Annotated in this window: 14 protein-coding genes, 1 pseudogene and 1 riboswitch; of the genes and pseudogenes, 3 read left to right on the top strand and 12 right to left on the bottom strand. The window is 45.3% G+C overall.

The window, feature by feature from the left end; translation table 11 throughout:
• Nucleotides 1-83: 83 nt before the first annotated feature.
• The 4 genes from DD616_RS03935 to DD616_RS03920 all read right to left on the bottom strand — a co-directional run bounded on the left by DD616_RS03935 (nt 84) and on the right by DD616_RS03920 (nt 7,997).
• Entirely contained in the window at nt 84-602 is a 519-nt protein-coding gene (locus tag DD616_RS03935; RefSeq protein ID WP_013868180.1) for an Hcp family type VI secretion system effector, read from the bottom strand.
• A 290-nt stretch (nt 603-892) separates the two neighbouring features.
• The gene (glgB, locus tag DD616_RS03930; protein WP_017044919.1) at nt 893-3,082 is read right to left on the bottom strand and encodes a 1,4-alpha-glucan branching protein GlgB; all 2,190 of its coding nucleotides are present in this window, start codon (nt 3,080-3,082) and stop codon (nt 893-895) included.
• Nucleotides 3,083-3,263: 181 nt separating this feature from the next.
• Complete coding sequence (gene malQ, locus DD616_RS03925) at nt 3,264-5,441, bottom strand: 4-alpha-glucanotransferase (protein WP_208871488.1); 2,178 nt, start codon at nt 5,439-5,441, stop codon at nt 3,264-3,266.
• Between the two features lie 102 nt (nt 5,442-5,543).
• Nucleotides 5,544-7,997: a glycogen/starch/alpha-glucan phosphorylase gene (locus DD616_RS03920; protein WP_013868184.1), complete on the bottom strand. Its 2,454-nt coding sequence runs from the start codon at nt 7,995-7,997 to the stop codon at nt 5,544-5,546.
• Between the two features lie 586 nt (nt 7,998-8,583).
• On the opposite strand from DD616_RS03920, the gene malT reads away from it, so the two are divergent.
• Nucleotides 8,584-11,292, top strand: coding sequence for an HTH-type transcriptional regulator MalT (gene malT / locus DD616_RS03915; protein WP_208871487.1), 2,709 nt, complete (start codon nt 8,584-8,586; stop codon nt 11,290-11,292).
• A 62-nt stretch (nt 11,293-11,354) separates the two neighbouring features.
• Here the strand turns inward: malT and DD616_RS03910 are convergent, their stop codons facing one another.
• Nucleotides 11,355-11,711: a YibL family ribosome-associated protein gene (locus DD616_RS03910; RefSeq protein WP_026027197.1), complete on the bottom strand. Its 357-nt coding sequence runs from the start codon at nt 11,709-11,711 to the stop codon at nt 11,355-11,357.
• A gap of 291 nt (nt 11,712-12,002) precedes the next feature.
• On the opposite strand from DD616_RS03910, the gene DD616_RS03905 reads away from it, so the two are divergent.
• Nucleotides 12,003-13,664 (top strand): methyl-accepting chemotaxis protein, encoded by a 1,662-nt coding sequence (locus tag DD616_RS03905; RefSeq protein ID WP_019281765.1) that lies wholly within the window; start codon nt 12,003-12,005, stop codon nt 13,662-13,664.
• A gap of 129 nt (nt 13,665-13,793) precedes the next feature.
• Here the strand turns inward: DD616_RS03905 and DD616_RS03900 are convergent, their stop codons facing one another.
• The 5 genes and pseudogenes from DD616_RS03900 to DD616_RS03885 all read right to left on the bottom strand — a co-directional run bounded on the left by DD616_RS03900 (nt 13,794) and on the right by DD616_RS03885 (nt 16,853).
• Nucleotides 13,794-14,276, bottom strand: a complete 483-nt coding sequence (locus DD616_RS03900) for a YehS family protein (RefSeq protein ID WP_038148283.1) — start codon at nt 14,274-14,276, stop codon at nt 13,794-13,796.
• Between the two features lie 119 nt (nt 14,277-14,395).
• The gene (locus tag DD616_RS17535) at nt 14,396-14,776 is read right to left on the bottom strand and encodes a CZB domain-containing protein (RefSeq protein WP_419608435.1); all 381 of its coding nucleotides are present in this window, start codon (nt 14,774-14,776) and stop codon (nt 14,396-14,398) included.
• Nucleotides 14,777-14,818: 42 nt separating this feature from the next.
• Nucleotides 14,819-15,292: pseudogene (locus tag DD616_RS17530) on the bottom strand (methyl-accepting chemotaxis protein); the annotation flags it as partial.
• 336 nt (nt 15,293-15,628) lie between these two features.
• A complete protein-coding gene (ribB, locus tag DD616_RS03890; RefSeq protein ID WP_013868190.1) occupies nt 15,629-16,285 on the bottom strand; it encodes a 3,4-dihydroxy-2-butanone-4-phosphate synthase in 657 nt (218 codons plus the stop codon).
• A gap of 92 nt (nt 16,286-16,377) precedes the next feature.
• Nucleotides 16,378-16,534: riboswitch (FMN riboswitch) on the bottom strand.
• A 181-nt stretch (nt 16,535-16,715) separates the two neighbouring features.
• Complete coding sequence (locus DD616_RS03885) at nt 16,716-16,853, bottom strand: hypothetical protein (protein WP_013868191.1); 138 nt, start codon at nt 16,851-16,853, stop codon at nt 16,716-16,718.
• A gap of 145 nt (nt 16,854-16,998) precedes the next feature.
• On the opposite strand from DD616_RS03885, the gene DD616_RS03880 reads away from it, so the two are divergent.
• Nucleotides 16,999-18,897: an SgrR family transcriptional regulator gene (locus DD616_RS03880; RefSeq protein ID WP_208871485.1), complete on the top strand. Its 1,899-nt coding sequence runs from the start codon at nt 16,999-17,001 to the stop codon at nt 18,895-18,897.
• Here DD616_RS03880 and DD616_RS03875 read toward each other — a convergent pair.
• Nucleotides 18,894-20,309, bottom strand: coding sequence for a coniferyl aldehyde dehydrogenase (locus DD616_RS03875; RefSeq protein ID WP_208871484.1), 1,416 nt, complete (start codon nt 20,307-20,309; stop codon nt 18,894-18,896). The genes DD616_RS03880 and DD616_RS03875 overlap by 4 nt on opposite strands.
• A 21-nt stretch (nt 20,310-20,330) precedes the next feature.
• Complete coding sequence (locus DD616_RS03870) at nt 20,331-20,813, bottom strand: Lrp/AsnC family transcriptional regulator (RefSeq protein ID WP_010317305.1); 483 nt, start codon at nt 20,811-20,813, stop codon at nt 20,331-20,333.
• Between the last annotated feature and the right edge of the window lie 40 nt (nt 20,814-20,853).

Here is a 20,853-nt window from a genome sequence, read left to right as displayed (position 1 = left end):
ATGTATTGAGCTTAAGGTTTTGGTGTGGGCCACTCACCCCAAGGACATGAAACACGAGTGAGCGACCCAAAAACTAAGCGTGATTACGCTTCAACAGGCTTGCGCCAGTCGTCAGAGCCTGAAGTACCCGCATTCACGTGATCCCACAGGATTTTACGGTAAGACATAGAAACCGTAACATTTTGTGTGAAGTCGCCGTTCGCTGGATCTTGGCAGTGTGGCATTTCACAGTGAATGTCCACGATAGACGCGCTTTCGAGTGTAGTAGTGAAGAAGTTCTCTTGCTTACCTTCGATAGAAGTGCGGTACCATTTTAGCTCAACCGATTTCATCTTCTCGCCAGACGCCAGTGCGTTATAAAGAAGAGGAACCGCTTTGTTTAGCGCTACGGTGAATTTAAATGGTTTGTGAACACGTTGACCAGAAGGCTGACCTGATTGTGGATCAGTCGGTACAGTTACAACGTGGTCAAATTGTTGAACCAACATTTGGTCTTCATGACCTTCAACGAACGCATCACCGATTGAATCAGTAGACAGAGCACCAGCAGTGATCAGGCCCTGAGTTTCGCCTTCGATAGAGATATAACATGGAGTTGGCATTGCAAATTCCTTACTTTAATGATGAATGGTATGAAACAAGTTCACTCGTCATAGAGCAAAGTCAGTGCCAACTCTATTACTATTTAAAATCAAACACTTATATTGTATGTATTTTTGATTGAGCAAAAACCTGCCCAGTATGAGCAAGATATTGCTTCGATGGGTAAAAACTTACCCTCATTCTGAGACAGCCAGATGTAAAAATCCCGATTCACACTGTAAATCGGGATTTTGATGTTGAGACTTCACAAGAAACCACTCAACTCATTAAATTGCAATGGGGTTGACAACTATACCCTTGTCTCTAGCTTATAGTAGAGAGTTGCCAGTGGCGGTACACAGACCAAAATAGATTGGTCTAAACCCTCACTCTCAACGTTTTCAGTCAGTACACGGTTTTTGACTTCAAAACCGCTACCGCCATAATGTCTATCATCTGTATTAAGCAGTAATTGATACTCACCTTTGACAGGCATACCTAAACGAAAAGCTTGGTGAGGAACAGGGGTAAAATTGGTGATAATTAAAATACGTTCACCGCAGTCACTCATGCGTTCATGCGCAAGAATGCTCGCATCGGCCGCATCTTGTAAGCGCCACTCAAAGCCACGAGGCTCACTGTCTAACTCAAAAAGTGCAGGCTCGGCTTGATACATCTTATTGAGATCTCGCGTTAAATTCTGCACTCCTTGATGGCGTTCAAACTGCAATAAGAACCACTGAAGTTGGTCATCATGATTCCATTCTGCCGTTTGACCAAATTCAGTGCCCATGAAGTTGAGTTTTTTACCCGGCTGGCCATACATGTACCCCATATAAGCACGCAAGTTTGCCGTTTGTTGCCACTCATCGCCGGGCATTTTGTTGTGGATCGAACCTTTTCCATACACCACTTCATCGTGTGATAGCGACAACACATAGTTTTCACTGTGTGCATAGACTAACGGGAAGGTGATGACGTTGTGGTGGTATTTACGATGGACAGGATCTTCTTTTATATAGGCCAAACTGTCATGCATCCAGCCCATATTCCATTTGAAACCAAAGCCTAAACCGCCCATAAAGGTTGGCGCTGAAACGCCGGGAAAAGCTGTTGATTCTTCAGCAATGGTCATAGCATTCGGGAAGTGTTTGTACACTTCTTCGTTCATCCACTTTAAGGTGGCAATCGCATCGTAATTTTCTCTGCCGCCATCCACATTTGGGATCCACTGATCATGGCTGCGTGAGTAGTCGAGGTAGAGCATCGAAGCAACGGCGTCGACCCGAATGCCATCGATATGGAACTGTTCAAACCAATATAACGCATTCGAGACCAAGAAACGGCGCACATGTTCGCGGCCAAGGTCGTAAATATACGAACTCCAATCTTGATGCCAGCCGCGGCGTGGATCAGGGTCATGGAATAAAGGAGTGCCATCAAAATTGGCTAAGCCATGACTATCGGCAGGAAAATGTGCGGGAACCCAATCGAGCACCACACCAAGGCCGGCTTGGTGGCACTGATCCACGAAATATTTAAAATCATCGGGCGTACCGAAACGGCTCGTTGGCGCAAATAAGCCAACAGGTTGATAGCCCCAAGAACCATAGAATGGATGCTCAGAAACGGGCATAAGCTCTACATGGGTATAGCCTAAATCCACCAAATAAGGCACCAGTTGATCGGCCAACTCACGATAATTTAAAAATTCACCCGCCGAATTACGACGCCAAGAGCCCACGTGCAACTCATAGAAAGAGAGCGCTTGCTTGCGCTTTTCGGTGATGGGGCGAGCTTGCCACGTACTGTCTTGCCATTCATAACGCCGATGATCATACGTCACTGAAGCAAACGAAGGGTATTGCTCGGCGTAGTAACCCCAAGGATCGGCTTTGTGCGGTAACCCTTCACCATGAGGCCCTTTCAATTCAAATTTGTATTGCGTACCTTCGGGTAAGTTGGGCATGAAAATTCCCCAAATACCGTAATCAAGGCGCTGCATTGGATTACGACGTCCATCCCATTGGTTAAATGCGCCAATCAAACTGCACGCTTTGGCATGCGGTGCGTAGACTAAAAAACGGATACCTGAGATTTGTTTACCACCACGTTCCATGGTCACGAACTGCGAACCCATGTGGTGATACATCGATTTCGGCGTATGTAAATCATCATATTCAGCGTATAAACCATGGTACTGATATGGGTCATCGATGAGCTGTTCGACACCTGCCCAATCGACCGCCAATTGGTAGTGGGTAAAACGTAAATCAATATTTGATTTTAGGATGAAACCCGACTCATCTTCACGCTCAAGCAAAATGCGGGGTTGATTTTCCACCACCAGCTCAACTTTTTCGGCACCCGGCATCCAAACGCGTAGCGCACCTTGATCGGGTGCGAGGTAAGGGCCTAAAAATGAGAATGGATCTGTAAATGATGCATGGGAAAGTTGGCTATATGCCTGCTTTAGCTTTGAAAGCTTTTTTGTTTTCATATCCCTACTCCTAACCTAACTTTCTTTAAACGTATAAAAATGCCCGCTAAAATGGCGGGCATACTAGCGAGGTTCAGTGTACCGAACTCTGCTGTTACATTGAGTGACCTAGACTAAAATTCTTCATGCCATGATTAAGAAAGATAACACTAAGTCACATCAAGGTTTATTCAGTAAGTGATTATTTACTTACACTCGCTCGCACTTCCGTTAAACGTGCAGCAATGCGATTGACATTATCACGCGCAAATACTTCATCCAAATTCATTGAAAGTTTACGACGCCAGTTAGGGTACTCATTAACGGTACCCGGAATATTAACGGGTTTATCCATTTCCAACCAATCTTCTAACTGAATACTTAACAAGGTCGATGCACCAGATGCAACGTGCAGTTGCAGCGCCTCACTTAAATATGAATCCATTGGAACAAGGCTTGCGTCGCGCCCCACACCCTCAGGCAAATAACCATGCCATGCCACCGAATCCAAAATGCCTTGTTTACATTTCAAACGGTCCTCAAACAAGGCTTCGAGCTGGGCTTGATCTGGGTACAAACCAATTTCGCTCCCCATTTTGAGATCATCGCAATGCCAGAAACCACGCAACGTTGGCATATCATGTGTGCACAGTGCCGACATCGATTGAGCGGCGTAATGTTTCGGTGAGATAAAGCCGCCATCTTCTGCGGTTTCAAAGAAGAACACTTTATAAGAGTGAACACCCGCGTCGGCTAAAATATCGACGATCTCATCAGGTACTGTGCCCAAATCTTCGCCAATCACGCTGCATTGATGGCGGTGAGATTCCAACGCTAAAATCGCGAGCATATCTTGTACTGGGTAGTAGATGTAAGCACCCTTAGTGGCATTTTCACCTTTTGGTACCCACCACAAGCGCAGTAAACCAAGTACATGGTCAATGCGCAGCGCACCACAATGTTTCATATTGGCGCGCAGCAGCTTGATATAAGCATCGTAAGCGGTTGATTGTAATACTTGTGGATTAAGCGGTGGTAAGCCCCAATTTTGACCCAGTGGCCCAAGAATATCGGGCGGTGCGCCAATGCTGGCGTCTAAAATCAAGTTACCGGCATCAGCCCAAGTTTCAGAGCCAGAATCAGCCACACCCACCGCAAGGTCGCGGTATAAACCGACCGCCATGCCTTTTTCTTCCGCGAGTGCTTGGGCTTCATTAATTTGGCCATCAGCAATCCACTGCAAGTACATGTATAGGTGAACTTTATCTTGATTGTCTTCGATAAATTTCTGTACTGCGCTGTTTTCAAACCGACGATATTTTTCAGGGAAAACCGGCCAACCCCATACATTCGGATCTTGGGCATGTAAATCGACATGCAGCGCATCGAATGCCGCTTGGTGCACTAAGCTCTCACCACCTTCTTCAACGAAATTCAAAAAGGCTTGTGCGCGATCGCTATTTTTATCTAAATGGCGTTTTTTAAATTCGGTGAACAGGAGTGGCAAGACACTCATTTTTAATGTTGCAACTTCGGTATAGTTTACCCAATGCGCTTCACGTACTTTCTGAAGACGTTGCTGAAACTCCGCACTGCCTACTTTTTGCTGCGCATCCGCACTCAAAGCAAATTCAGGCACTGAACTCACGTCTATGTATAAAATATTGAGCCAACGGCGTGACGATGGGCTGTAAGGACTCGCTCCTTCAGGGTTTGCAGGAAAGAGAGAATGAATCGGGTTAAGGCCGACAAAATCGCCGCCACGAGAGGCAATATCCGCCACTAACTGTTTTAAGTCGCCAAAATCACCAATACCCCAGTTGTGCTGAGTACGCAGCGTGTAAAGCTGCACACTCGGGCCCCACAATTTTTTACCTTCAGTAATAGGTGCTTGTTTGTAACAGGCTTTTGGCGTCACTATCAGCGTGAGCTCATACGGTGTTTTACGGCGTTTCCGTGTCACCAACAGTTTGTGATATCCCCATGCCAAATCGCTTGGCAATGCAAACACTAAAGGGCCACCCTCAGCGCGTTCATCACGAACGACTTGCGATTGAAGATAGCCTTCAAGTACCTCTCCTTGCTCGGTTTCTAAGCGCCAGTTAAATTCGCTTTCACGTGCGCTGGCACCTAGATAAAGTGGCACTTCCACCGCTTCACCTTCACGAATAACGAGAACAGGATCTAATACATCTTTCTTGTGTTTCTTTTCTGCTGATTTCAGCAGCGTTTCATCATTGGTTGTGTCATAGCCCAAAGACGCCAATAAGCGGATAATGGTTTCATCTTCCACTTTCGCTTCGTCGCCCCACGCGCTTATGTAGCTGTCGGCAATGTTCGCCATCGCCGCTACTTGTTTTAATGCGTTTAGTTGTTTCATCGCTTTCTCCGAAGGGACTTCTTTCCCCTTCAAATGGGTAGGGTTTTATTATAATGAGTCATCATAGAGCCAAGGCCCTAAAGGCCTTGGCTTACTTGAAAATTAACGTTTAACGGTTTCTAATTTCCAGATGTTGTTAACGTAGTCACGGATACTGCGGTCAGAGCTGAACTTACCCACCAACGCGGTGTTAAGAATCGCTTTCTTCGCCCAGCCAGCCTGGTCACGGTACTGCTTGTCCATCGCCTGATGCGCTTGTACATACGAAGCGAAGTCAGCCAGCACTAGGTATGGATCACCACCATCAAGCAAGCTATCGAACGTGGCTTTCAATTTACCCGGAGCGCCTGGGGTAAACTCTTCACCCACCAACAAATCCAGTGAAGCCTTAAGCAGCGGATCCGCATTGTAGTAATCATATGGGTTATAACCACTGGCTTTTAATGCTTCGACTCCGTCCACTTCCAAACCGAAGATGTAGATGTTGTCATCACCCACTTCCTCACGAATTTCCACGTTTGCACCATCCATCGTACCTATGGTTAAAGCACCATTTAGCGCCATTTTCATGTTACCGGTACCGGATGCTTCTTTACCTGCGGTAGAAATTTGCTCGGATACATCGGCAGCAGGAATGATGATTTCAGCTATGCTCACGCGGTAATCAGGAATGAAAACTACTTTTAGCTTGTTACCAATGCGCGGATCGTTATTTACTTTTTCCGCAATTTTATTGATGGCGTAGATGATCTCTTTAGCTAGGTGGTAACCCGGTGCCGCTTTAGCCGCGAAGAACACCACGCGCGGCGTCATATCGAACGTTGGGTCATTCACTAAACGATGATACAAAGAGAGAATATGTAACATATTCAAATGTTGACGTTTGTATTCATGCAAGCGTTTGATCTGCACATCAAAGATGGCATTGGTATCAAGCTCAATACCCATGTTCTCTGATACCCAATCAGCCAGACGCTGCTTGTTGTGTTTCTTAACCGCCATAAACTCTTTTTGGAATTTCGCATCGTCAGCGTATTGCGCAATCGCTTCTAGCTGGTCAAGGTGCGCTGGCCACTCAGTGCCAATTTTTTCCGAAATAAGCGCCGACAAACCTGGGTTACAAAATTTCAACCAGCGACGCGGCGTAATGCCGTTTGTTACGTTGTGCAAACGTGTTGGGTAAAGCTCGTGGAATTCTGGGAAAAGATCGCGTTTTACCAACTCCGAGTGCAGCGCCGCCACACCGTTCACAGCGTAAGAGCCAACCACACAAAGGTTTGCCATACGCACTACACGGTGGAAACCATCTTGAATGATGGAGAGTTTTTGCTGTTTCGACACATCACCCGGCCACTTGGCACGTACTTCTTGCAGGAAGCGGTGGTTGATTTCGTAAATGATTTCCATATGGCGAGGAAGCAAACGCTGGATCAACGACTCGCTCCACGTTTCGAGTGCTTCAGGCAGTAGCGTATGGTTGGTGTAGGCGAACGTTTTTGAGCTGATCGCCCATGCTTCATCCCAGCCCATGCCTTTCTCATCAATCAAGATACGCATCAATTCAGGAATGGAAATCGTTGGGTGAGTATCGTTTAGCTGAACGGTTTGATATTTAGGAAGATCAGCAATGTCATGACCCGCCGCAGCATGACGACGCAAAATGTCACGCATTGACGCCGCGCTATGGAAATATTGCTGCATCAAACGCAGTGTCTTGCCTTTTTCGTGGTTATCGTTTGGATAAAGTACTTTGGTAATGTTGCCTGCATCAATCAAGGCATGCTGTGCTTCAAAGTAGTTACCGTTGTTGAAATCAGCCAGTGAGAAAGGCGCAATTGCGCGACATTCCCATAAACGAAGTGGGTAAACCGTGTCGCTTTCATAGCCGACGATCGGTAAATCCCAAGGCATTGCTTGGACAAACATACTCGGAATCCAACGGCGTTTTTCCACACCATTGTCATTGATAACGTCAACATGGCCGTAAAAACCAATCTCTTGTGCTAGGTGTGGTCGTGCCACTTCCCACGGGTAGCCTTCAACACAACGCCACTCATCAGGAGCTTCTTGTTGGTGGCCCTCACTAAAAGATTGCTTAAACAAACCATATTCATAATGTAAACCATAACCTACGGTTGGGTACTCTTGCGCAGCACACGAATCCATGAAACATGCCGCAAGTCGCCCTAAACCACCATTACCTAAGGATGGATCACGTTCTTCTTCTAATAAATCCGTTAGGTTCTGACCTAAATCAGCCATCGCTTCCGTGATTTGCTCATACAGGCCCATGCTGATGAGGTTGTTGCCTGTTAAACGGCCAATCAAGAACTCAAGTGATAAGTAGTTCAGACCCTTAGCGTTAACAATGCGCTCGTCTTGCTCAGTTTCGAGTAGATCAAACATCGTTAATTCAGCCAGTGCGCGCCCCATTGCGAGATACCATGAACGGCTATCTGCATTTTCAATGGTGGTAGCGTAGGTGGCAGTCAGGTGTTTCTTTACGTTGTCTTGGAACGAAGCTTTATCAAACTTCTTCTGTTGCGTAGGTTTCATTAGCGAAATCTCACTTAGTCGTTTTAATTCATCTTCGGCATATCGTGCATCAGCTACGCAAGGTCGGCATCCTCCTAAAAATGACCTCGTTTAGGAGGAGGGCTCAGGGCGTAGAGGGCGAGCACCAGAGTCGCAGTGATCTATCTCTCATTCGTTGCACATAGCGGTTCATAAGCAGTGATTGTGATCACATCACCTTGCTCACTAGCCTAAATACCGCTCATGACGCTAAGGTTTCGATCGGGAATATCAATCTCTCAATATGAGAATTGGCTCTCAAAAAAATGAGCTTCATTTACAAATTACATGAGATTTTGTACATGCTCAGTTTTTATATAGCGCATAACAAAGAAGTTTTAGTGATTAAAGTCACAATTACAGGGCGTAGATGATGAGTAAATGTGAATCCTGCAAGAATCTCGGGATGGATCAATAAACGTGCGTCACGACATCAAGTAACATCCACACAAAATGAGTGATAGTTCACTTGTGTACTCCTAAATAATGATGCTCTTCTTACTAAGCACCTCCAAAGCTGCGATCAGCTTTTAAGTCAGTAACAAGAACAATAAATGGAATCTGGAAGATGTGGATACCTTCTAAGCTTACTCGTCCCGGCCGCCTACACAACGCCATCGTTCGCCCGCGTGTGTTAGAGCTGCTTGCCCAGGCACCTTGCTACAAACTCGTGCTATTCCGTTCGCCTGCTGGTTATGGAAAAACCACAATGGCAGCGCAATGGTTATCAGACAAGACCAACGTGGGTTGGTATAGCATCGATGAAAGCGACAATGATGCGTTCCGATTTATCAACTACTTACTGCAAGCGATTAATAAAGCGACTCAGCAAAGTTGTCCAAATGCCCAAAAACTGGCCGAGCGACGCCAGTTCTCTTCTTTACACTCGCTATTTAGTGAAGTGTTTTCGGAAATGTCTGGCTTTAACAAAGAGTGCTATGTGGTTCTCGATGATTACCATTTGATCGCCGATGACGATATCCACGAAGCGATGCGCTTTTTCCTCAAACACATGCCAGACAACCTAACGCTGGTCGTCACTAGCCGTGCCACACCACCATTAGGTACGGCCAACTTGCGCGTACGCGATTTGATGATCGAAATTGGTAACGAGCTACTCGCCTTTGATACCGAAGAAACAACACGCTTCTTTAATCAACGGGTCTCTGATGGCGTGGATGATGATACTGCCAACAACTTGTGCACCTATGTCGAAGGCTGGCCCTCTGCACTGCAATTGATTGCCTTACAAGCACAGCACCAAAAGCGCACGTTGGCTCAAACAGCGGAGTCGGTATCGCAGTTTAATCATGCACATTTATGGGATTACTTAGTTGAGGAAGTGTTTGATCTGCTGGATAAAGAAACGCGCCAATTTTTGATGCAATGCTCGGTGCTCGATCACTTTAATGACGTGTTAGTCTCTGCACTCACCAAACGTGACGACGCGCTGAGCATGATTGAGTCGCTCAACCGCTATGGTTTATTCATTTATCCACTGGAAGGTGAGCACAACTGGTACCGGTTCCACAACTTATTTGCGGAATTCCTCTCTCATGAACGCTTGGCGCGCATCCCGCAGCAGGAGCACGATCTACACCGTGCCGCCGCGCACGCTTGGTTGCAAGAAGCCACACCTCATCAAGCGTTGCGTCACGCCACTCTCGCCAACGATACTGACTTACTCGCTACTATCTTGACGCAATTTGGCTGGAAGATGTTCAACCAAGGCGAGCTTTTGGCTCTCGAAGAGGCCATTAACCAACTCTCTCCGGCCCAACTCTATCGCGAGCCTAAACTGTGTATGCTACAAGCTTGGCTGGCTCAAAGTCAGCACCGCTACTTTGACGTTGGGGATCTGCTGACCAAATCGACCAACGAGATGAAAGCGCTCAATGTTCAGCTCAGCACTAAAGAACAAGGCGAATTCAATGCCCTGCGTGCTCAAGTCGCGATCAACCAAAATGAGCCAGAAAAAGCCTTAGAACTGGCGGAATTAGCGCTAAGCCAACTGGATCACACAGTTTACCGCAGTCGTATTGTCGCCACTTCAGTCGTCGGCGAAGTGAACCACGTGCTCGGTCAATTAAGCCGCGCACTCTCGATGATGCAACAAACCGAAAAGCTGGCACGCCAGTATCAGGTTTACCATCAAGCGCTATGGGCATTACTACAGCAAAGCGAGATCTTGATTGCCCAAGGTTATGTGCAAGCCGCTTTTGAAGTACAAGATATTGCCTTCAAATTAATTGAAGAGCAGCAATTACAGCAAGTGCCATTGCATGAGTTCTTACTACGGATACGTGCCCAAATCCTGTGGTGCTGGAACCGCTTGGATGAAGCGGAAGAGTGCGCTTATAAAGGACTACGCGTATTGGGCAACCACTCTCCAAGCAAACATCTGCACAGTTATTCTATGCTGGCGCGTATTGCTATTGGCCGTGGTGAACTCGATAAAGCGGGTAAGTTCATCGAACAAATACAGCACTTACTGAAACAATCGACTTATCACGTAGACTGGACAGCGAATGCTTCGCTCTCACTGATTCTATTTTGGCAAGCTCGTGGCAATGATGAAGCAATGTTGCAGTGGCTCAAGACCACCATTCGACCAGAAAAAGCATGCAATCACTTTTCACAGCTTCAATGGCGCAATATTGCTCGAGTTCAGATTCACTTAGGTCATTTGGAAGATGCGACTCAAACTTTGACGTTTATGCAGCACGAAGCGCAAACTTATCAGTTGATTACTGACCTAAACCGTAATTTGATCCTCGAAGCCGTTCTAGCCACCGCAGTGCACAACGAAGAAGTGGCGAAAGAAAAACTCAAAGAGGCGCTACAGTTAACCAATCAGACGGGTATGGTGGGTAACTTTTTAATCGATGGTTCGCAGATCGGCCACTTGTTGGAAAAACTCTCTAGCCGATCCGAATTGGGAGATCTGGAACGCCACCGCGCACAACAGTTAATGAAAGAGATCTCTACCACTCAGCGCAGCCGATCAGTCCATTTCGACGAAGAGTTTGTTGAGAAGCTGGTTAATCACCCAAATATTCCTGAGCTGGTTCGTACCAGCCCACTCACTCAACGTGAATGGCAAGTATTGGGGCTTATCTACTCTGGGTTTAGCAATGAGCAAATTGCACAAGAGCTGGATGTCGCAGGAACCACCATCAAAACCCACATCCGCAACCTATACCAAAAACTGAATATTGCTAACCGCAAAGAGGCAATCCACACCGCCGAGAATTTATTGCAACTTATGGGCTATTGAGTCGCAGGTACGATCAAAAAGAGCCAGATAATCTGGCTCTTTTCTGTCGTAAAACATGATGGTTAGAAGGTTTTTGGAGCGAAACCAGTCATCACTTCTAAACGCAGTTCTTTGCCCATTGTTGTCATCGGGTGTACCACGATTAAACCTTTAACTGACTTTTTCAATTGACCTAAATCCGCCTGTTCGGCTTTGGTCAACTCACGAGAAAATGGCATATCGAGCAAACTCTTACGCTCTTTGCTCACCGTATAATTTTGCTTGTGTTTTGCTTGAGCGAGCTTTTTCGTCAGTTGTTCTACTTCATCGGTAAATTTGCTGATCATTACTTGATCGCCACGACCTTTAGCCGCATCGAGCTTATGGCGACACGTATCTAAACGGTTATTGAGTTGTTGAATTTCATTTTTCAGGCTCATGGTCACTGGCTCTTCGAAAGTAAAGTGGGCGCGGAGTATATCACAGCCTATCTATACTCTATATAGAAATTAAGCTTAAACCGGTGAAATGAAAGCCACTGGCAAGTCATAGAGGGCATAACAACTCTACTTAGCATTCCAATTTGACATAACACCCATTTTTCATATGAAAATATGCTCTTTGTAAGACGCGGTGCCGCAAACTTAGCTAAGCTATATTTATAACAACAACGAGCATGTCAACCGTCAGTTAAAGTACCAAGGCCAATAACATAACAACAGGAAATAACCATGAGCCTGACTATTCGCCAAAGACTCTACGTGCTATCCATTGTTCCGCTACTGATTATTTCGTTAAGTATGATGTATCTCAGTTTTTCAGAAACACAAAAACTGAATCACGAACAAATGGCCGCTACCCGCGCTAGCATGATGGAGATGAAACAAAATGAGCTGCGTTCATATCTGCAAATTGCCGATACAGCGCTCAAATCACTCAAACAAAAGAACGCTCCCCTCAGCGAAGCCATCACCATACTGCGTGACATCGCGTTTGAAAATAGTGGCTATATCTTTGGCTACAATAGCAAAGGGGATCGACTACTACTGGGCCAAAGTAATGCTGGTTTAGGCGATAACTTTTGGAACATGCAAGATACGCATGGCAACTATTTAATCCAAGATTTAATCAAAAATGCCAAAGTAGATAAGTTCACTACCTACTATTTCCCCAAGCCGGGAGAGACGACACCACTACCTAAATTGGCCTATTCTACCTATTTACCACAATGGGATCTAACGATAGGCACTGGCTTTTACACCGATGATATTGATGCCGTAATCGCCAACATGGAAACACTCGCTGCGGAAAATATGCAAAGCAGTTTAGTCAATATCGGTTTGATGAGCTTGATCATTATCCTCATCGTCGGTTTTTTCGCCATCATTTTAAATCGCAGTATCATGCGTCCTCTCGAGCTATTTGATTTATCGATTCGTTCATTTGCAAGCGGTGACGCTGATTTAACTGCAAGAATGGAAAAATTCAACGCCCCTGAATTTGCAAGATTAAGTGATAACTTCAATGCCTTTGTCTCCAGCTTGCAAAGTATCATTGCGCGCGTGCACCAAGTTGGGCAACAGGTTGTGGATGAAACCAATGACATGACACAACGAGCACAACAAGTTGACGCCATTGCATCAGGGCAACGTGAAGAGACCGATCAAGTAGCGACAGCGATGACAGAAATGACCACGACTGCAACAGAGATCTCGAACAACGCCCATCATGCCGCTCAATCAGCAAAAGATGCTGACGACAACGCCAAAGATGCCCATGAGATTGTTGATTCAGCCGCACAATCGGTACAGGATCTCGCCAAAGAGGTCGCTGAAGCGAGCCTTGTGATTTCAAAACTGGAAGGCGATGTGAAAAACATTTCGTCTCTACTTGCGGTTATCCAAGATATTGCGGAACAAACCAATCTACTGGCGTTAAACGCAGCTATTGAAGCGGCTCGCGCAGGCGAGCAAGGACGAGGATTTGCCGTGGTAGCGGATGAAGTCCGAAAATTAGCCAGCCGTACCCAAGACAGTACAGGGCAAATTCATGCCATGATCGGGCAACTGAAAAATGCCTCTGATGCCGCAGTTAAAGCGATGGATTCAAGCCAAAGCCGTAGCTTAAGCACCGTAGAAAAAGCCAATGCCGCATCGACAGCATTACAAAAAATTCAAGACTCTATTGCCACGATTATGGATATGAACGCGCTGATCGCAACTGCAACAGAAGAGCAAAGTATTGTTGGGCAAGAGATATCAGAGCGCATTGTGGTGATATCTGATCAAAGTAGTCAATCGGCTGAACTGGCTAATCAGAACCAAGCGGGTAGCCAGCAGTTGAATAGCCGAGCCAACGAACTCTATGAGTTGGTGGACCGCTTTAAAGTTTAGCAAGAAGAGGTAAAACTGATATTCGTAAGCGTCAGAATGAAGATCGTTGATCACTAAGTAAAAAAGCCATGTCGACATGGCTTTTTTCAATGAAGAGATCCCTAATGACTTACAGGAGATTTCTTTGGTTTAATCGATTTTTTCTTGATATTCGCGTTTATCTTCTGGACGCAGTTGACGCTGAACACCCATTAAAAAGTTACGCAGGATCTGATCTTTACATTCACGGTAGTGTTTATTGTCAGGCTTGCGGAAAAATGCATTGAGCTCGTGCTTACTTAAACGAAAATCGATGAAAGCTAATGTGTCTAAAATATCTTCTGCTTTCATATCCAGCGCAATACGCAATTTCATGAAAATCATATTATTGGTTAAGCGTGTTTCAGGCTGAGGTTGTTCACCATCGCGTTTACCACGCTTTGTATTGATTAAGCCATTGAGAAATATCGCTAGATCCACATCACTCAACACAGATTCCGTCTCTTTGTTTAGCCAAGTAGTCACTTGCTCTTGAGTAACGCAGCCGTCCGCCGCAGCAAAAATCTCAACCATAGCTGAGTCTTTAAAGTCAAAAGTGTAGCGAATACGGCGTAAAATATCGTTATTGGTCAAAATAGATCCTAGGGTTAGATTTCCAGTGCCATCAAGATGACAGACTGTGAAGAAATAGCGCGCCACTGTAGCAGAAGAGCGATCGGACACCTATCTATTTTACGTAATACCGTCTGAGTTTAATGTGTGTTTACTACCTCTTTTAGTAATCGGTCTATCGAATCAACCACCGATTTACTGGCCAATTCCATAGTATCAACTTGCTTAATCAGTTGTGTCCAATCACCATTCTGACCAAACTTCAGTGCACTCTTTCCTGAATCATGCACCAATTTATGAGGAGCATTCAAACCAGCAAAGCTGGGAAGCTGGCTGTATTCACGCGCACCATCACCCTCAAAATACCATTTACCTAGACGGCACTCTTGATGAGTATTCATCCCATGTTCAAACCAACGATTGAGGATGTGATCGTACACTTCATTTTTCCAAACTGCGTGATCCAATTTCACCGTATCAAGGAAAGAACACGCCGTCGCAATACGAATAACTTCTTGCATTTGTTTTGATTTGTCTAAAACGATTGTTACCGTCTGTTTTAATTCATTTGAAGCATTTTCTACTTCGATTGCACATTCTTGACTCTGATTCACTGAACCTTTAATACTTTCCGTTTGGTTCTGAACTTGCCCAACTAAAGATTCAATCTTAGTGCTGGCATCATTGGCTTTGGAAGCTAATGCCCGTACTTCATCGGCCACGACGGCGAAACCTCGACCCGCTTCACCTGCGCGTGCCGCTTCAATAGCTGCATTCAGTGCCAATAAATTGGTCTGTTGCGAAATCTCTTGGATCGTGCCGACTAACTGGCCAATCGAAATGGTTGTTTTATCTAGAACAGTCACCGACTCCATACTAGCGTGAGCGTATTCTGCAATTTTTTCTGCTCGAGAAGATAAGTGATTAATTGCTGTGCTTGTCTGACCAAAAATACTATTCAGTTGCTTCAGTGATTCGTTCTCACGCAATAAATTCTCAGCATTGTGAGCCAGACCAGAACGGATGGCTTCTAGCATGTGGCTACCACTCAAATGGCTGGCCATCAAATCAGACTCTAATTGAGTTGATGTACGCAATAAGGCCAGCTGTTCTTTTAGCTGCTGAATTTCATATTGCCACTTTTGTTGCTCAAGTATTTGCTGTGCTTGTAATGCAGCTATCTGAGCCTTCAAATCATCATTTTCTTTTTGCATTTTCTTATTAAATAACATGCTCAACCTCGGCAAAAATAACATCGTCAATCTACATAAGTTTAATAGAACGTTAATAATTTTATGCACTTCTCATTTCAAAATGAGAAGATTAAATCGGAGTAATGTGAAGGGACGCACCTAGCCTCCCTTCGACATTCATTAAGCCTGTTTGAGTTCAAGTCTTGTTCGATACAGCACCATATCTTCAATCGTCAATACAGGCATATTGTGCTTTTGCCCGAACGCAACGATCTCGGGTGTTTTGGCCATGGAACCGTCAGGATTGGTGAGTTCACACAATACGCCCGCAGGCATTAAACCCGCCATTTGCATAAGATCAACCGTCCCTTCTGTATGCCCACGACGAGCCAAAACACCTCCCGCCCGAGCGCGAAGTGGGAAGACATGGCCGGGGCGTGCAAGATCATCGGCTTTAGCATCAAAGCGGGCCGCGGTTTTTATTGTGGTCACTCGGTCTTGCGCTGAAACGCCCGTAGTTACACCTGTTTTTGCTTCAATCGAGACAGTAAAAGCGGTTTGGTTTGCGCTATTGTTATGCATTACCATCGGGGGCAGTTGTAGTTGATTAGCCTGTTCATCGGTCAAACATAGGCAGACGATGCCACTGCATTCACGGATCATCAGTGCCATTTGTTGTGTGGTCAGTGACTCAACCGCATAAATGATATCGCCTTCATTTTCACGATCTTCATCATCAAGCAACAACACGCCTCGCCCTTCTTTAAGCGCAGACAGTGCGTTTTCAACACGAGTAATAGGGTCGCCAAATTTGGCAAGTAGAGATAGCTGATTCATGGTTGTACTCCTAAAAAATCACCAGAATCAGGGCTGCTATGAGGGATCAAATCCAAAACAAATTGCACCAGTTAGCGAACTAACTGGCGTCTCTTCATTCTCTCTCATCCGGACTATAACCGTCGGCTCTGGTTTTTCACCAGATCTGCTGACCTCGATACATCGAGCGCTCGCGGGCTCATCTGCCTTCTCAACTGAAAAAACAAACACACCGCCGGTGGGGAATTTCACCCCGCCCTGAGAATTTAAAATATAAATTGGCTTTAAAAAAGCGATGTCATGGTAGTCGTTTACGATAAAGATGAAAAGTAGGACGAAGAAAAAGTGATGTGCATCGAAAAGGAAAGGCATCCTGCAATTATGCAGTTGGGGGTAACAGGAGCATAGCTAACTCAAGAGTTTAGGGTATGCAAGATGCCTTTATTCATGGTCACCAGTGACATAAATGAATCAGAGCTAAAATCGCCATTACCTCTATAGGGTTACGTGATTTTTCTAAACGCTGGCGGTAATAGATCGCCAGCGGTGTTGGCTGTTTGGTGTCAGTCGTTATGGGGTCGTTCATCATTCACCTCCTCAGCTATCGATGCGTTGATTGTGAATCAAAACAAGGAATACAAAAACTGAGAATTTTTTATTTTTTAATTCCTCATATCATCGAAATTAGCCTTAAAACGATATTTAAAAACTAAAAATCAATAAATGAGGAACAAATGATCATTAATATTTCTTATTTAGTTCTTCATAAATTCGCTACTATACCCAAACAACTTGACCATCAAGGAGGGCAAAGCGCAAGGTCGTGCGAAGAACTGAACTGCCTATCTCTTCCCTTTCATCCAGAGGATTTGCGAGTGTCTGATCTTACTTTATTACGTTATTACACACGCCTGACCGTGCTTGGTGTGGGTCAAGAGATTAAAGTGTCGTTAACACAGGTTGCAGAATGTTTATTCACCTCACCGCGTCATGCACGAAATCTGGTGGCTAAAATGCAGCAACAAGGTTGGCTCAAGTGGCAACCCAAAGTCGGACGTAACCAACGCTCGATACTACGCCTGAACCTCGATTTAGACACAATCAAACAAACGCTCGCGAAAGAGCAAATTTTGGCTGGGAAATATGAAAAAGCCTTAACCATACTGGATAATGATGAGGTAGTGTTTGGGCGTTTGTTGCAAAGTACTTCCGGCGCATCTATTCGCGAAGGTCGCTTACACATTCAACTGACGTATAAACGACCATTTGAACGGCTAGTGCCCCATCAAATACAGCGTAGTAGTGAGCGATTTCTGCTCAGGCAAATCTATTGCTGCCTCATCCAGTGTGATGAACAAGGACGCTTTCATCCAGAATTAGCCCATCACTGGGAGTATGATGCACAACATTTTCAGTGGGTATTTTATCTTCGCCCCGGATTAGCGTTTCACGATGGCTCACCGATTGATGCTAATACGATCGTGAGTTTATTTGCCAAACTCTCTAGTTTGGAAGAGTACAAAAAAGAGCTCGCGCATTTGGTTGATGTAAGCGCACCACAACCACAAAAAGTAGTATTTTCTCTTAATCAATCTGATTTAGGATTTGCAGGGTTGCTCTCTGGCGTCAAATATTCCATTCAACCAGCCAGCCAAGTGAACAATGCATACTCCCCAATGGTGACAGGTTGTGGCCCATTTCAAGTTCAAGATCACTCACCTCACAAACTCATTTTAAGCGCATTTGACCAATTCTATGGCTGCCGAGCTTTAACGGATCACGTCACAATTTGGATTTTAAATGAAGACGAGTTGTACCCTCAAGACATGCATATCAAACAAAAAAATCAGCAACAAAACATCTCTTGCCACCACGATGTAGAGCTGAGTAACGTTGAAGAACTGGCGATCATCACCTCTAATCAGTCATCAAGAGTGGAAGATGGCTGTATGTTTATTTTGTTCAATCAAGGTGCTCATTCACCTCTTAATGAAAATCAGAAACGCTACCTAGCTACCGAGATATCTGGAGAAAAACTAGAGCACTATTTAGCACAACAACCAACTAAGTTTGACGCAGTCGTTGCCAGTAACCTACTGCCGGTATGGCAACCTGTGGTGCGACCACCAGCGCCCAAAGCAAGCCTGCCAAATCAAATCTCGATTGCCGTCTATGACTACACGGTACTGATTCATTGCGCCTTCGGTGTGAAACATATTTTAGAAGAGATGGGGCTGGCTGCTGCCGTCAACATTTACTCCTACCGAGAATTGAATTTTCTGGCCCAGCAAGGCAAATTGTACGAGACCATAGTTATCACCAATATTAATTTAGATGACAACCGGCATTTCAGTGCATTTAGTCACTTATTTGGCAACCCAATGTTACACCATTGCATTGGCCCCGCAGAAAGCCAATGGCTGCTCAAAGCGTTAATCGACATTCGATCAACGACACCATTGACACACTACCTTATCGCGTTGGAACCGCTAGCATCGAGTTTGATCAACGAATACTGCCTCGTCCCTTTGTTCCACCATAAGCAAACATTACGTTTTCAGGGTGTGCTCAAAGACGTTGCACTGACCAACTGGGGATGGCCTGATATTAAAAATGTGTGGTCCATTGATTAGCGAATAAATAGCCTGCGTAATATTGCCAGCATCACTAAACGATAACGCAGCATCCACTGGCTACGTGGCAACCAACGCTTAGAAAACAATACGGTTTTGGCGTGTGAAAAGGTCTTAAAACCTTCAATCCCGTGATAGTGCCCAACCCCAGAATCGCCAATACCGCCAAAGGGGGCATCATCGGCGGCCACATGTAACAGAGTATCGTTCACAGCTAGGCCACCACTATGCGTTTGTGTACTAACCTGTTTGATCACCTCGTGATCATCACTCATTAAATATAAAGCTAACGGACGTGGGCGAGCGTTGATATAAGCTATCGCTTCATCCAAACTGTGATAACTCAATATCGGCAATATGGGGCCAAATATCTCATGTTGGGATAACAACATATCGACCTTCACATTCGTCACTAAGCAAGGCAAAAGTTGATACGTTCCCGCTTTTGCATCGCCTTCTACGGGATGCAATGTAGCCCCTTTTTGTTTAGCATCGTCTAAGTATTGTTGCAGCCTATCAAACTGGGTTTGATTAATAATATGTGACGTATCATAGCCATCTTTAGTGGAAAAATAGCGCTTAAAGCGTTGCAGATAGAGCTCCACAAAGGCTTGTTGTTTTCCTTCCGGCAGTAAAACATAATCAGGAGCAACACAGATCTGCCCTGCATTGATGGCTTTGCCAAGCATGATGTTATCAACGCTGCGCGCAAGGTCAGCATCAGGTGCAATGATCACGGGGGATTTCCCGCCAAGCTCTAACGTTACTGGTGTTAGGTTTTTCGCAGCCGCTTGGGCAACCAATTTACCTACTGGTGTTGACCCCGTAAATAACAGATGATCAAAGGGTAACGCACTGAACTGTGCGGCAACGTCAGCCCCGCCTTCTACAGTATCAACCGCTTCATCGACCGTCGCAAAAATACGCATCAACACTTGGTTGGTGCAAGGCGTATGTTCGCTCAATTTGACCATAGCGCGATTACCTGCCGCCAATGCTGTGACTAATGGAGCCATACTGAGCACGATAGGAAAATTCCAAGGCACAATCACCCCCACAAGGCCCAAGGGTTGATAGTGAACGCTCACTGTCGACGGCAATAATAGCCAACCTGCATGACGCGATTGCGATTTTGTCCACGATTTGAGGTGTTTTAGCGTGTAATTAATGTGTGAAACGGCCGGTAGCAGATCGCAAACCGTACTATCAAAGCGACTTCGATAACCATAATCCCGATTTAAGGCCTCAACGAGCGCGGCCTGTTCACTGAGTAACGCGGTTTTTAAGCGCTGCAACCAAATACGTCTTTGCTCAAGGCTTGGATATGGCTCTGCTATTGCCTGCTCTTTTAACCTAGTAAAAAGTGTCGTAACGTCTTTAGTTAAAGGCTGTTGCTGTTCTGTTTCTTGCACCGTATTTCACCTCATTCGCAGCTAAGGCAGCGTCTTGGAAATGAGCTCAGGATTAATGCCAAAGCTGGCTTTATGTTCTTCAATCACAAATTCACTGCGCGTTTGAATCACTCCCGGCAATGTACCCAACTTGCCAGACATAAAACTTTGGTAGGCTTTCATATCTTTCACTCTCACTTTGATCATGGTGTCAAAATCACCGGACAATGAATAACATGCTTCAATTTCTGGGATGTCCGCCACTGCTTGTGAAAAACGCTCAAAAATAGAGAAACTGGTTTGATCCAATCGAATATGAATGAACACTTGTACATCCAGACCTAACTTTTCTGGGCACAGTTCTGCATGGTAGCCTTTGATATACCCTTCCTTTTCTAAGCGTTTGACACGATCAGAACAAGGAGATGTGGTTAAATTCACCAACTTTGCTAGCTCAACAACGGGAAGCCGTCCTTTACTGTGCAAAATACGTAAGATCTGTTGGTCGATGCGGTCTAGGCTCATGGTTTTGCACGGCGCTCAAAAAAAAGTGATATGGCATACA

Source organism: Vibrio anguillarum (assembly GCF_003390515.1).
GTDB lineage: Bacteria > Pseudomonadota > Gammaproteobacteria > Enterobacterales > Vibrionaceae > Vibrio > Vibrio anguillarum.
Note: the sequence above shows the minus strand (reverse complement) of the source record. Positions and strands in the feature narration are given on the sequence as shown.

Excerpts from the sequence above, each read along its gene's own strand:
- DD616_RS03935 (WP_013868180.1), bottom strand. The coding sequence starts at position 602 with ATGCCAACTCCATGTTATATCTCTATCGAAGGCGAAACTCAGGGCCTG.
- glgB (WP_017044919.1), bottom strand. The coding sequence starts at position 3,082 with ATGAAAACAAAAAAGCTTTCAAAGCTAAAGCAGGCATATAGCCAACTT.
- malQ (WP_208871488.1), bottom strand. The coding sequence starts at position 5,441 with ATGAAACAACTAAACGCATTAAAACAAGTAGCGGCGATGGCGAACATT.
- DD616_RS03920 (WP_013868184.1), bottom strand. The coding sequence starts at position 7,997 with ATGAAACCTACGCAACAGAAGAAGTTTGATAAAGCTTCGTTCCAAGAC.
- malT (WP_208871487.1), top strand. The coding sequence starts at position 8,584 with ATGTGGATACCTTCTAAGCTTACTCGTCCCGGCCGCCTACACAACGCC.
- DD616_RS03910 (WP_026027197.1), bottom strand. The coding sequence starts at position 11,711 with ATGAGCCTGAAAAATGAAATTCAACAACTCAATAACCGTTTAGATACG.
- DD616_RS03905 (WP_019281765.1), top strand. The coding sequence starts at position 12,003 with ATGAGCCTGACTATTCGCCAAAGACTCTACGTGCTATCCATTGTTCCG.
- DD616_RS17535 (WP_419608435.1), bottom strand. The coding sequence starts at position 14,776 with ATGCAAGAAGTTATTCGTATTGCGACGGCGTGTTCTTTCCTTGATACG.
- ribB (WP_013868190.1), bottom strand. The coding sequence starts at position 16,285 with ATGAATCAGCTATCTCTACTTGCCAAATTTGGCGACCCTATTACTCGT.
- DD616_RS03885 (WP_013868191.1), bottom strand. The coding sequence starts at position 16,853 with ATGATGAACGACCCCATAACGACTGACACCAAACAGCCAACACCGCTG.
- DD616_RS03880 (WP_208871485.1), top strand. The coding sequence starts at position 16,999 with ATGATCATTAATATTTCTTATTTAGTTCTTCATAAATTCGCTACTATA.
- DD616_RS03870 (WP_010317305.1), bottom strand. The coding sequence starts at position 20,813 with ATGAGCCTAGACCGCATCGACCAACAGATCTTACGTATTTTGCACAGT.